Source organism: Pseudodonghicola flavimaris, assembly GCF_030164425.1.
In the GTDB taxonomy this organism is placed as follows: Bacteria; Pseudomonadota; Alphaproteobacteria; order Rhodobacterales; family Rhodobacteraceae; genus Pseudodonghicola; species Pseudodonghicola flavimaris.
The window spans coordinates 341,887-354,740 of sequence record NZ_JASNJD010000004.1 but is presented as its reverse complement, the minus strand read 5'-3'; the positions used below and the strand labels follow the sequence as shown (position 1 = coordinate 354,740).

Below are 12,854 nucleotides of genomic sequence, written 5' to 3'. Positions count from 1 at the left end.
CTCCCAGCGATCTGAGAAACGCAGTCTGAGCATCCATTGCGAAACGCACTCCCATCTTGAGATGGGTATCACCTCGCAGTCCGCGCCGGCGCAGACAACGTGCCGCTCAGACACCGCTTACGTTGCTCAGTGGTCTGCCAAACGTCAAATGGCTGCTCGGGGATCGCGGCTATGACGCAGACTGGTTCAGAGAAGCGTTGCACGACAAGGGGATACGCGCTTGCATACCTGGTCGGAAAAAACGCAAGACGCCGGTCAAATACGACAAACGTCGATACAAGCGGCGCAATCGCATTGAAATCATGTTCGGCAGGCTCAAGGACTGGAGGCGTGTGGCGACCCGCTATGACCGATGCCCAAAGGTCTTCCTTTCGGCCATCGCCCTCGCGGCTGTGGTCATCTACTGGTTATGAATCCTGACCCTAGCTCAGCGCCCCGTGGATTTGATTAAGCAAGAGTTCTCCATAAGCCCTATTCATGTGCCATGCATCTCTTGTTGCATATTCTTCAGGCGTACTGCCAGCATTCACCCAGTCCATATTGGGATAGTCAAGAACTTCTATATCGATATTTTCGCTAGCTGAGCGAATCATCTCTAGCTGGAAAGACGCAATCCACGAAGTAAATTTGATGATATTCATACCATAAGAATAACGCAAGGGATGGTCATCTTTTAGCAAGCTGACAACAGGGATAGGGACGGGAGTAGCTAAGATGGGACCGTCAAAAAGTGTTCTAATTTTCCTAAGCGTAGCCATCGCAGGGTAATGCTCATGAGCTCGCTGCATGCACTTAGCCAGAACGGCGCGGGAAACAGGGGAGGACCCTTTTGATTCCAGCGTTGTATATTCTGCTAGCAAAAATCGATTAAGGATATGGCCCGGATATTCTTCACGTACGGCCGCGAGTCCCATGCTGCAAAATGCCACATAGTCATAGTCGGTGAGGCTAAGTCCATCTTCCTGAACGCCGCGAATCGTGCTTTGAACATCGGCGTTCTCTCTAGAAGGAAAAATGCGATCTCCCTCAAGTGTCACATTGGGGCCACCGCCTCCGGGGATCGCGTAAAAATCAGCATCAATTTGTTTGGCTTGCGCCCAACATGAGTACAATGCGCCAACATGTGAATTGCCAAAAATTAGCCCCCTCATTTAGAAAAAGCCTCTAGAAGTGCTTCTTCGCATTGTATGTCATTTCCCTCTCTATCAGCCTGAAATATTTGTGAATCTCTGATGAGACCAGTCTCGTGCGACTTCTTTTCTACCTCCGGTTGATATTGTTGGAACTTGAGCCCCGCGAAAAAATGTTTCATAACAAAATCTACACCTGCAGAGGAAACTTCGCGCTGATTTGGCATAAAAAAACTGCCTCGGAAAGGCGTGGAGTTGATTATTTCGAACGACGGGAAGTAATCGGTATCCTCGCGCAGAGTGGCGAGATCGCCCGCAACAGCCCGAAGAACCGATTTTGAATATGTTGTGGACAACAAAACATGCTGCTGCGCGGCAGTGGCAACCAACGGAACGGGAGAAACCGTTAGCAGGAACTTCACTTTTGGATTATGTTCCCGGATCAAGTCTAACACGGCTTGCATATCGCGAAAGATTTCAGGGTAGGTCTGGTTGTAGAACTCATGCTCTGCTTCTGAATAACTCCCGGCCAGTGTGCCTGGACAAGCCGCATAGACAAAACCAGTATCTCTGTTGCGCCAGCTCTCTGTCAGCCCTAGTGTAAAAACAAACAGATCAACATTGCTCAACACATTGCGCATCGCATGAAGGCTATGACGGCGAAGCGCCAAACATTCGTGCGTGCTGGCGAAACCATTCATCTCAATCGCGGGTCGCATCGGGTCGAAAATGCGCCCACTGTGCTCCCATAATTCTTCGTCCAGAGGCGTCACGTTGAAGGCTGCCTCAACCCATTGGCGCAACAGAGTGGCAGTGTAGATATTTCCCGTTCTAAACGAGAAAACACCATACCCGAAAGCCTTTGCATCTTCATCGGAGAGGTGGTCCGGTGCAGGCTCGGCATCGATCCAGTGGAACCCGTTCTGAATCATTGCTCGACTGATGTGCTGGGCGAAACAGGAGCCAGCGGTTGCCACCGTATCGCTCTGCGAAATCGTGTTTTTTGAAATCCAAAGATCTCTGATCTCCAGCATGTTTCTGTCGGCGATGCTAGGTTTCCAGAAGGAGCTTTTAGGTAGAGAGTGGTATGGGTTCCTCAAAATAAATTCCCCTTCTATATCGGTGGCTTTTGTGTTGACGCCAGTTGTCACATTCGCGTTTCGACGCTTATTTCAATGATTTCCGCTTCTCACCTTAGCTAACTGCCTCCTTCTGTCCAGTCTTTTAGCGGACTTGACCCGGACAAGCGGTCACAGCTTGGCGCGCATTACACCGACCGCGACAAGATCATGCAGATCGTCAACCCGGTTGTGGAGGAGCCGCTGCTTGAATAGCCCCGTGTATCGTGGACGCCTTCTTTGCTAATTTTGAGGCAAGGAGGCCATGATGAGCAGCACCAACCGACATTCCCCAAGTGGCCTGCCATCTGATGTCAAAGTTGCCTGAATCGGCCTTCTGAACAAGCTTTTTCCACCCCGAGCGGCGTCTCTGGTCGCGCAGACGGTTGGAGGTGGGCGGATGAGGCCGCGAAGCGGTCCCGTCGTAGCCTGGCATTGGCGTTTTTCAGTGCGTCGGACACACCAGTCCTGCCGCTTTTTTCAGTTCGGGCGTGGATCGCTGTCATGCGCATGACGGCGGCGCTCGAAGACGGCGTATAGCGGCAAGGATCGCGCGCACCATCGGGCCCGTAACCGCGACTTCGGCCAGTTGGAACGTGATGGCGCGGGCATGGCGAACAACGCGTGCACCGATTTTGATCAGCTTGAGCTGGAGGCTGGTTAGCGACCAGTCGCCCATCGCCTCAGGTAGCTCGATACAGCGCAGGAACGTGGCCCCAGGTCGTAGGCCAGCGCGTGGAGTTGCAATCGCACCTCGTTGTCGCGGAACCGCCGGCACGATAACCGCGTCCAGCGGAAGGCGTATTTGCCTTCCTTGATGTGCTGCTCGGCGGTGCCGCGTCGATTGTAGAAGCGCACCACCCAATCTGGCTCCATCGGAAGGTTGGTGACGATGAAGCCGACCTTGGGGAATAACTCGCCCGGATGCCATTCAATCTTGGCGATCACACGACGTAACCTGCCCCAGCTTTGCGCCTGATACTCGAAGTCCTCATAGAACCGCTTCACCTTAGTCTTTGACGGTCGCCCTACAGGTCGCGTTAGCCGATGTGCGATCTTCTCGCGCAGGACGTTGTTGGCGGGCAACCGGATGGCGTAGAAGTAACCAGCTTCTTCGAGGCATTCATGGCACTCCGCCCAGTCCTACCCTGTCCCCCCCAATCACCCCCTCCACCCATTCCCCCAAGACCGCCTTCTCCGCCCGGCACCGGATCAGCTCATCTCCGATCCGGCCGGCGATTAGTTCCCAGTCGCCCTGTCCTGCCTCTGGCAGGAACTCGGTCGGATGGCGGCAGGGTCGCAGGGTTACGACCGGCGGCGGGTCAACCGGCCCCCCAACGGGCCCGGAGCCGGCGCAGGCTGTCAGCAGAAGGCATCCGGCCAGCAGCAGCAGGATCGGCACTGGCCTCATCTTCCAACTCCTCCACCCTGCCCGCGCGGGCGGCCTGCGCTTCCTGCAGCGCCAGTGCCGCCGCCCTCGCCCGGGACGAGACCCCAGCGAGCCGGGCTTCCAGCGCCGCACGGGCCGCGACCTCGCGCAGCTCCGCCCGCTCGGTGGCCCAGACCCAGGCCTGCCAGCCGACGGCGGTGTGAGAGGCCAGGAGCCCCGCCAACAGCAGCCATGCCGGCCCCCTCACGCTGCATCGCCCAGACCGCTGAGACACAGCGCCCGCTCTTGCTGCCGCCGGAGGGTCAAGCCGCGGATGCGCTGCAGGATACCGTTGACGCGGCCCTTGTCCCACATCAGCAGCGCCTCGCAGGCGCCCGGCAGATCGCCGGCCAGCGCCCGGCGCGACATGCTGGAGCGGCAGAAGGCCCCCGCCCCGATATTGTACGCCGCCGAGACGAAGGCCACGCGCACCTGGTGCGGGGTATCCGCCGGCAGGCAGAGAGCAATCTGGCCCGAGAACTCGACCAGCCGCCGGGCCAGCATCAGATCGCATTCCGCCGCGGTGTAGCTGTCTTTGGGCTGGCCCTCGGTCTCGCCACTGCACCAGGTGAGTTGCCCGACGATATCGCGGTAAGGCGTCAGCTCCTGGCCCTCGAAGCCGCGCACCATAGGCACCGCTGCCGAGGCCGCCGCCAGCACCGCCGCCCCGGCAATCATCCGGCCGCGGCGGATCGCGCCGCGCTGATCGGCCCAGAAGCGGGTCAGCCACTGGCTCATATTCGTCTGCAGCACGATCCGCGCCGGGATCGCCAGGGTCGCCAGCGTGGCAGAGATCAGCGGCAGCCAGCCGGCCGGCAGCCAGGGCAGCGCCTCGGGCGCAGCGCGCAGCAGCAGATCGGCGATGGAGACCAGCGCCGCCAGCCCCATCAGCCAGACAGACCAGGCGCCGCCCAGAACGGCTTTCCAGTCAGGGATCAGTTTCATATCAGGTCCTTTCAAAGAAAAACCCCGCACAATGGCGGGGCGGTTGGGATCAGGGTCAGGGGAGAGGATCAGCCGGGATCGCTGGGGTCGGCCCGGTCCAGCCGCAGCCGGGCGCGCTCAAGCTCCAGCCGCTCCGCCTCGAACCGGCGCATGGCGCGCTTGTGGTGCCAGTTGATGAAGAGCCCGGCGCAACCGATCAGGAAGCCGCCGACCGCCAGCAGGTCCTGCCCGGCGGCCCAGCCGAAGAGCGCAGAGCCGGCCCCACCAAAGACACCGGCATTGCCGACACCGGAGGCGATCTTGCCCGGCACCCCGCCGAGCTGTTCGATATTCGACATTCCGCCGCTCACAGCACCAGCCATTCCTCAACCGTCGCGCTCACATCGCGCATCTTGATCCAGCCCGGTGCCACCGGCTGGCCCTTGAGGACCCGCAGCTTGCCTTTCAGGCCGATGACTTCCCATTCCGGCCGATCCCCGCGGGGCACGTAGGTCAGCGCCGGATCGAAGGCCGGGTTGATCTGGCGCCGCTCCCGCAGGATCACCACGGCATCGGCCAGCACCGTCACCCCGGTCGGCACCTCATCGGCGGCGTAGGAATGCGGCACCTCGACATAATCGGGCCGCTCTTCCGTCCCCTGATTGACGGTCTCGACCCATTCCACCGCGCTGTAGGGCTCCATCAGATAGGAGCCGAAATCATCGCGCAGATATTTCCCGGTCCAGTAGCCGGCATCGGCATCCCCGATCACCGAGGCATTTGCCGAGACCACCCCGACCGGTGTTTCCCCGGCCAGCGCCGGCCGGATCAGGCCGCCGTCCAGAACCACCGACAGGCCGCGGCGATCCTCTGCCGCAGTGTTGCCGTCCAGCCATTCGAAATATTCGCCATAGTCGGCGCCGATGGTGGTGAAAGCCCCCGTCGCGCTCACCTCGCCATCGCCGCGCACCTTGAACGCCAGCGTTCCGCCCGAGCTGTAAGCGGTCATGAAATTGAAGCTGGCCGAGGCTGCCGTGCTGATGGAAATATTATGGCCCGTCGCCGCAAAAGCCGTGGAGGTGCAGGAGAGATTGAACCCGCCCACACCGGACTCAGACTGGAGGATGCCGAGTTTCATGGTGGGCGATGGGGTGCCGATCCCGATCCGGCTGGCAGCATCCACAACGAAGGTATTGGCAACCGCGCCCGCCTCGAACTGCACCGGCGTGGTGAGCCCGGCGAAATCGTAGAAGGCCAGGCTACCGGTCTGCGACCCGATCACGCTCCAGGCATCGGACCCCTCAACGCTGAATTTGAGGCTCACGTTGTAGCCCAGGGCGCCCACCAGCAGAAGCGAAGGCGATCCGGCTTGTTGCTCAATCGTCGCTTGCGTGAATTTCCCGGCCGCCGGGGTGGTCAACCCCAGCGTGGTGCCGTTCAGCGCCCCGCCGATGATCGTGCTGTTGGTCTGCAGCCAGCTGATAAAGGCCAGCATCTCATTGCGGTGGGTCGTCGCGAAGTGGTTGAACAGCGCATACATCTTGGTGTCGAAATCGGCCTCGGGCGCGCTGCGGCTCGGGATATCAGGCCAGGCGGAAAAACTCGGTGCGCTCATCTGAGCCCCCCTTACTTGAGTGTCTTGAGAACAAGGGTGAAAACGCTGTCGCCGGCGGCATCGAGCGGCTGGGTGTGGTCATCGACAAAGCCGAGCCCTTCGACCCCATAAAGCCCGCCAGTGGGCGAGCCGTAGAAAGAGACCACCAGGCCATCCACCTCTGAAATCACCGTCATCACCCGCGGCCCCTGAATGGTCGGCACCCGCAGCGGGATGGTGATCTTTCGGGTGGACCCGCGCGGCACCAGCATTTCGTCGCCGTACTGATCGTATTCCTTGCGGCTATGGCTGACGTGCTGGACCTCCACCCCGTCCATCACCGTGCCCAGCAGGTAATTGCGGCCGAGGATGATATTGCCGACCTCTGCCATGCCGCCGGGGGCCGAAATGGTGATGTCGATCCGGTGGCCGATGTATCCCGGAAACCCGTTCAAAACCTTGTGCCGGGCATAGACGACACCGCCCCAGAACCAGGTATAGGAACTCACCACATTGCCACGGTCGACCATGACGAAGGTTTCGTCATAGATCTTCGTGGCGCCATCCCAGACCGCAATCCTGACCTCGCCGGCATTGAGCCCCCAGAGCGAAATCGCGTCGCAATCCATCGTCGGGACAATCGAATAGGTGATCGCGTCGGCCCGCCGCGCCGGGTTGGTCCGCCGGTTATCGAAAGCCGACCAGCGATTTGTCGCCCGAAGATCAAGCCACCATGTCCCGTCATCCACGGTCGGATCATTATCAAGGTTGCTGTCCTGCATGCTCTCATAAACCCGGTGGGTCACGGTGGAGAGAACCAGGTCACCGGCGGCGAAGGTGGTTGCGGCATCCCAATCCGGGTATTCATCCTCCAGGATATTCGAGGCGGTCAGATGCGCCTCGGTGATCAGCAGCGGCGAAATGATGTTGAAATCCATCAGCTGCGCACCTCCGGCATGCCGTCGAAATCCCAGCTTTCGGTGATCTGGGCCATTTTCTTCATCAGCAACTCCAGTCGCTGCCCCTGAACCGCCGACTGCTGCGCCAGGCGCTGCACCGCCAGCACAACCGGCCGGTTGTCCAGCTGCGCCATCGCGTCCGAATGGCTGACGACACGGCTCGGGCCGGTATGTTCCAGCTCCCAGCCGCGTTCCCCGACCACCCGCCAGCCGCCGAGATGCGCCCCACCATTGGCGAAGGCCGGCACCCCGCCGAGGCCGCGGATTTGCGCCCTCAGCGCCCGGATCGCCTTGCGATCTTCCGGCATGGCCCGGATCGCCTTGTTGGCTGCGTAAATCTGCGCCTGCAGCCCGTTCGGCCCGTAGAAGGCCTTCTGGAATTCGGCCAGTCCGGCGCCGCCGGTGGTGGCCGTCGCCTTATAGGAAATCGTGCCGTCCTTGTTCTGTTTCAGGATCGCGGCGCCATCGCCATTCAGCAGGCTAATGCCGGTAGAAGCCTCCAGCGCACGGATCTTTGCCACCACATCCCCGGCGGCAGATTTGCGGCCGTTGATTTCCGCCAGCTGATCCACCCCGCGGGTATTCAGCGTGGCGATCCGGGCGGCCGCCTTGCGGTCGGCAATGTCATCGCGCACCGCCTGGCGCAGAGCGTCCAGCTTGCTGGTCAGGCCACTGATCGGTGTTTTCAGGCCGGTCATGCCGGCCGTCGCATCCTCGAACAGCGCCCTGAATGCCTGCGCCGGTGTGAAGGTGAAATTGCCGCCGACCGTCAGCGTCCCATTCGATGCCCCCCGCACCGCATCCAGCAACGCTTTCTGGCGTTCCGTCAGCCCGGACAGGTCCACCTTGCCGCGCAGGGTTTTTTCCACCGGCGCCGCCCCGGCGCGCAGCTGGGCGAACATGGCGGTTTCATTGGCCGTCATCTTGCCGAGTTTCACCCCGGACAGGACATTGCGCAGCCGCGCGCCCGGCCGCCGCAGCAGGCCGAACAACTCGGCGCCGGCGCCCTGCATGGCCGATGCCTTCACCGCCGAGGCGATATTGCGGGTGCGCAGACCGGCGGTGCGCAGCAGGCCGAAGAGGCTGGCGGCATTGCCCGTCATCGCTGCCGCCTTCACCTCGGATCGGATATTGCGGGTGCGGATGCCGGCCCGGCGCAGCAGCCCGAACAGATCGGCCGCCTTGCCGGTCATCGCCGCCGCCTTCACCGCCGAAACGATATCGCGGCGCCGGATGCCGGCATTGGTCAGCAGCGCAAACAGGCTGTCCCCGGCGGCGCCGGTCTTGCTGTAGCTCACACCGCCGGTGATGCTGCGCGTGACCTTGCCGCCGGCCTCCAGCTGGCGCAGGAACAGCCATTCGCGCGGGCTGATCCCCTTCGGGTTCACATAGGCACTGATGGTGCGCAGCGCCGCGGTGCCCTGCTCCAGCAACAGCTTGCGCTCCGCCTTTGACACCGTGCCCTTGAAGGCCATCGCCACCGTCACCGCCCGCACCGCCGAGGTGCTGGCATTGATCAGCAGCCGCCGCTTCCAGGCCGGCAGCGTCTGCGCCAGCGTGGCGGTGATATTGGCGGTATAGCTGCCCTGCCGCTCCAGCAGCAGCCGCCGCGCGTTGCCCTTGAGATTGGTCAGCGCTGCCTCGACCATCACCGCATAATTGCCGGCCCCGTCGAACACGATCTGGCGAACCTTATCGCTCACCCCCTTGGACAGGGAGGCAGTGACCGCCACCGCATAGCCGCCGATATTCTGCAGCGCCAGCTGGACCGCCTTCTTGTCGGATTTGCCGAGCGCGACATTGACCACGCGGCTCAGCTCGCTGTTGCCGGCCAGGGCGATGCGCATCTGTTCCTTGCTGAGACCGGAAGTCACCGCGAACTTGATATTGCGGCGCAGCTCCGATCCCGCCACCAGCGCCAGCCGCCGGGTCTCGGCATCCACATCGTTGCGCAGAACGAAATCCATCGCGGTGACATGTTCGGACAGCGCGTTGACCGCCATCCACTTCATATCTGCTGTCAGGTCATCACGCCGCACGATGAAATCCAGCGTGGTGCGGATGCCCTTGTCCGCGGCGCCGACCAGATCGCGGATCCATTTCGGCCCCTTGTCGGACAGCGACACCGCAACATCCAGGCTCCCCACCAAATCCTCATAGGAAAACGCCTCGGCATCGGTGATCGCCTTTTCCAGCGCCCCCAGCGAGGTTTCGAAGGCGGAAACCGTGCCGTCCCAATCCTTCGCCAGCTCCTGAACCCCGTCGCTCAGCTTGGAAATTTCCTCATCGGTCAGCCCTTCCAGCTGCAGGAAATTGGCAAGGCTGGTGAGCACGTCGATTTGCTGCTCATACAGCTCGGTCAGCATGTCATCATTGGCGCCGGTCAGATCGGCAATGCCGGCGATCAGCTGCACCTGGCCCTGAACCTGCGCGGCAATGCGGCGGTATTCCAGCGAAGAGGACGCGCCGGCCTGCGCCGCCTGCAGATAGGCCCGCGCCAGCTCCGGGATGCTCTGCGCCGCCGCCACATCACCGCCCTTTGCCGCCTCGAATGCCGCCTGAAACCGCCCCTCAAGTGCTGCGGCATTCTGGCCGGTGCTGGCCCCGGACAGGCCCGCATTCAGCAGCCCGTCCTTGAAATCGCGCAGGGTGTTTGCGGTGCGATACCACAGCTCGGCGGACGCCTTCGCCGCCTCTGCCATCTTGCGCGCGGTGTCGATCTGATCCCCGATCTCGCCGCCGATATCATCCAGCAGGCCGGACATGCCCATGGTCATTTCACTGACCTTCGGCAGAACCTCATCCATCGCCCCGGACAACCCCAGCAGCCCGGCGTAAAGCTTGCGCCCGGCGTCTGTGGTCAGATCCACGCTCTCCACCAGGCTGCGGAAGCCGGCCCGGCTCTCCGGCATGGCGACATTCAGCCCGGCGAACTGATCGCGCAGGCGGCGCAGGATGGTTTCGCTCTGTTCGCTCTCCGAATAGAAGCCCTGAAAATAGCTGGCGGCGGCCGTCGCCATCGCATCGGCACTGCCGAAGGCATCGACCAGGCTGGACGCCATGTCAGCACCGCGCAGCGATACCCGGAAAGCCGTCTGCCCCAGCAGGTCCGTCATGTCGTTCACCGCCGACAGCCCGCCGCTCAGGCGGGTCAGCGTCTCCAGCGCGCTTTCCCCGGCGCGGCTGAATTTCGTGGTCCCCAGCACCAGAGCGGCCATTTCCGACCCGGCGGCGTCCAGCGCCTCCATCAGATCGGCCATGATCGCCTCGGCGTCCTGATTGGTATTCACCTGAACGTATTCGGAGACGAAGCCTTTCAGCTTGCGGGTGGAGAGGCCAATGGCGCCGGCCATATCCCCGATACTGCCGACAACGCCTGTCGTGGCGCTGTCCAGAACCGCCTGCAACTCCGCCTCAAGCGGGTAATACTCGGTCTTGTCGCCGCGCAGGAACCCGCCCTTGTAGAAGTCATAGCCCTGCCCGTCGAACCCTCCGGAGGTGAAATTGCCCCGGATGCCGGAAAACTCATATTTCCGGCTGAGCCCCTTGGCGAGCAAGGCGATGCCGCCGGCGATCACCCCGAGCGCCGGCAGCGCCGCGCCAATCGCACCCAGACCACCGACCGATCCGGTCATCAGCCCGCCCAGGTTGGCAAAGCTCGCCCCCAGCCCGCCGCCGCTCAGGATGCCGCCGAGGCCCGAACCGATGCCGCCGAGGATGCCGCCGCCACCGGCCAGCAGGCCCCCGCCGCCCAAGAGGCTGCTGCCGGCACTGCCCAGCAGGCTGCCGAGGAGGCCTGAGCCGGACCCGCCGCCGGTCAACGTGGCCGCTGTCGCCTGCCCCGCCGATCCGGTCACCGAGACCCCGAGCATCAGCTGCAGCTGGTTCTTCGCCAGAAGGGAAACCAGATCGGCAACCGCCCGCTTGCTCACGTCCTTGATCGCATCCCACATCGAAGAGATATCGCGGAAGCCATTGGCGGCCCAATCCCCGAAGGCGCGCGACACCCCGTCAATCGAAGACGACAGCGGGCCATCCATGCTTTCCGCAAGGCCCTTGGTGTCATCCTTCACCCCCTTGAGGCTGCCGCCCAGCTTGTCGGTTGTGCCAACCGTCACATCCAGCTTGCTGTTCAGATCCTTCTGAACCTCCGACATTTTCACGTCGGACCCCATGACCTCTTTCGCCGTGCGCTTGCGGGCCGCAATCGCATCATTGAGCGCCTTTTCAGCCGCCATCCGGTTCGCCACCAGACGCGCCGCCTTGGCGTCAAGATACGCCTCTTCCTCCATGGTGGGCTCGCGGCCATACTTGGCATAGGCATCGCGGGCAAACTGTTCCGCAACCTTGTTCTTGGCAATCTCAGCCTCTGCCACTGCCAGCGCAGCATCCGCCTGCTTGTAATAATCGTTCGCGGCGGAAATGGCAGCGGCCCCGGCCGATGGGGCGGCCGTGGTGGAAAAGGTGCCCATGGCCGCACTCAGCGCCTCCTGCGCCTTTTTCGTCGCCTCCAGCGGCGCCTCGACCTTTTCCGCGTTGCTCTTGTAATTGAGGAACATGGCGCCGGCCGCGGCCACGGCGCCGGCCAGCAGCCCCCAGGGGCCGGTTGCCAGCAGCAGCGCGCCGCGCAGGGCCAGAACCCCCTTGACCAGAACCCCGAGCCCGATGGCCGCCGGCCCGACAGCCGCCGCGAAAGCCCCGGCGCCGGCGATGAATTGCTTGGTCCGATCGCTCAGGCCGGCGAACCATTCCGCCGCCTCGGCCGCCTTGTTCGCCACGAATTCCAGCGTCGGGGCCAGCGCGGCGGTCAGCTGATTGCTGACCCCGAGGCCGACCAGGCCAAGCCGCGAAATCGCGTCATTCGTCACCTCGATCTGCTCGGCATCCACTTCCGACACCGCCACCCCGAAGCGGCGCACATCGTCGGCGGCGGTGCGCAGCGTGGCGCCGTCGATCCGGGTGAAGGTGATGCCGGCACGGGTGCCGAACAGCCCCGTTGCCACCGCCGCGCGCTCCGCCTCCGGCACGTATTTGGCAAGCGCATCCTGAATCGCAACCAGCCGCTCATCCAGCGGCAGCTGCTGCAGCTCCTGCGCGTTCAGGTGCAGGGTTTTCAGCGACTTCGCCGCCGCCCCCTTGCCGGTCGCCGCAACCTCTGACAGCCGCTTGGTCAGCTGCAGCGTTGCCTGGCTTACCTCGCCCATGGAAACGCCGGACAGATCGGCGGCGCGCTCCAGAACCTGCATGGATTGCACCGTGGTGCCCATCGACTGCGCCATCTTGGCTTGCGCGTCGATCACCGACAGGCTGGATTTGACCGCGACAGAGGCCGCCGCGGTCAAAGGCAATGTGAGACCGAGCGCCGCTTTGCGCCCGGCCTTCTGCAGCCGGTCCCCCATGCGGACCATCTTGCGTTCCATGGTGCCCATGGTCGCCTGCGCCCGCTTGGCGCCGCTCTCGAAGGCCACGCTATCCAGAGAGAGAACGCCCCGCAGGGCGCCGATAATGGCTGCCATCACTTTCCCTTTTTGCTTTGAAAGTGCATGCCGACCAGCGCCGAGCGCAGCTGTGCAAGCTGCAGCTCCCGCTGTTCGGCCTCATTGACTTCCGGGGCTGCCTTGGTGAAATCCGGCATTTTCTTCGGATCGTGAAAGGCGAATTGCACCAGGATCCCAAGCTCCTGGTTCAGCACCCGGCGCG

At 62.6% G+C, this 12,854-nt stretch carries 9 protein-coding genes and 2 pseudogenes; 1 reads left to right on the top strand and 10 read right to left on the bottom strand.

All coding sequences use genetic code 11. From position 1 onward, the window contains the following. Positions 1 to 122: 122 nt before the first annotated feature. A pseudogene (locus QO033_RS08095) lies at positions 123 to 413 on the top strand (transposase); the annotation flags it as partial. A 9-nt stretch (positions 414 to 422) separates the two neighbouring features. Here the strand turns inward: QO033_RS08095 and QO033_RS08090 are convergent. The 10 genes and pseudogenes from QO033_RS08090 to QO033_RS08045 all read right to left on the bottom strand — a co-directional run bounded on the left by QO033_RS08090 (position 423) and on the right by QO033_RS08045 (position 12,846). Next, a complete protein-coding gene (locus tag QO033_RS08090) occupies positions 423 to 1,151 on the bottom strand; it encodes a hypothetical protein (RefSeq protein ID WP_284480447.1) in 729 nt (242 codons plus the stop codon). After that, positions 1,148 to 2,164, bottom strand: a complete 1,017-nt coding sequence (locus QO033_RS08085) for a GSCFA domain-containing protein (RefSeq protein WP_284480446.1) — start codon at positions 2,162 to 2,164, stop codon at positions 1,148 to 1,150. Before QO033_RS08085 ends, QO033_RS08090 begins: the two co-directional genes overlap by 4 nt. A gap of 586 nt (positions 2,165 to 2,750) precedes the next feature. Then, a pseudogene (locus QO033_RS08080) lies at positions 2,751 to 3,376 on the bottom strand (transposase); the annotation flags it as partial. Between the two features lie 194 nt (positions 3,377 to 3,570). Beyond that, entirely contained in the window at positions 3,571 to 3,885 is a 315-nt protein-coding gene (locus tag QO033_RS08075; protein ID WP_284480445.1) for a hypothetical protein, read from the bottom strand. Continuing rightward, on the bottom strand, positions 3,882 to 4,622 hold the full coding sequence (locus tag QO033_RS08070) for a lysozyme (protein ID WP_284480444.1): 741 nt from the start codon (positions 4,620 to 4,622) through the stop codon (positions 3,882 to 3,884). The genes QO033_RS08075 and QO033_RS08070 overlap by 4 nt, the downstream gene beginning before the upstream one ends. 68 nt (positions 4,623 to 4,690) lie before the next feature. Then, positions 4,691 to 4,960 (bottom strand): holin, encoded by a 270-nt coding sequence (locus QO033_RS08065; protein WP_284480443.1) that lies wholly within the window; start codon positions 4,958 to 4,960, stop codon positions 4,691 to 4,693. Between the two features lie 8 nt (positions 4,961 to 4,968). Then, complete coding sequence (locus QO033_RS08060) at positions 4,969 to 6,216, bottom strand: peptidase G2 autoproteolytic cleavage domain-containing protein (protein WP_284480442.1); 1,248 nt, start codon at positions 6,214 to 6,216, stop codon at positions 4,969 to 4,971. Positions 6,217 to 6,227: 11 nt separating this feature from the next. Next, on the bottom strand, positions 6,228 to 7,133 hold the full coding sequence (locus QO033_RS08055; protein ID WP_284480441.1) for a hypothetical protein: 906 nt from the start codon (positions 7,131 to 7,133) through the stop codon (positions 6,228 to 6,230). Further along, the gene (locus QO033_RS08050; protein WP_284480440.1) at positions 7,133 to 12,670 is read right to left on the bottom strand and encodes a hypothetical protein; all 5,538 of its coding nucleotides are present in this window, start codon (positions 12,668 to 12,670) and stop codon (positions 7,133 to 7,135) included. The genes QO033_RS08055 and QO033_RS08050 overlap by 1 nt, the downstream gene beginning before the upstream one ends. Further along, positions 12,670 to 12,846, bottom strand: coding sequence for a hypothetical protein (locus QO033_RS08045; RefSeq protein ID WP_284480439.1), 177 nt, complete (start codon positions 12,844 to 12,846; stop codon positions 12,670 to 12,672). The genes QO033_RS08050 and QO033_RS08045 overlap by 1 nt, the downstream gene beginning before the upstream one ends. Positions 12,847 to 12,854: the final 8 nt, after the last annotated feature.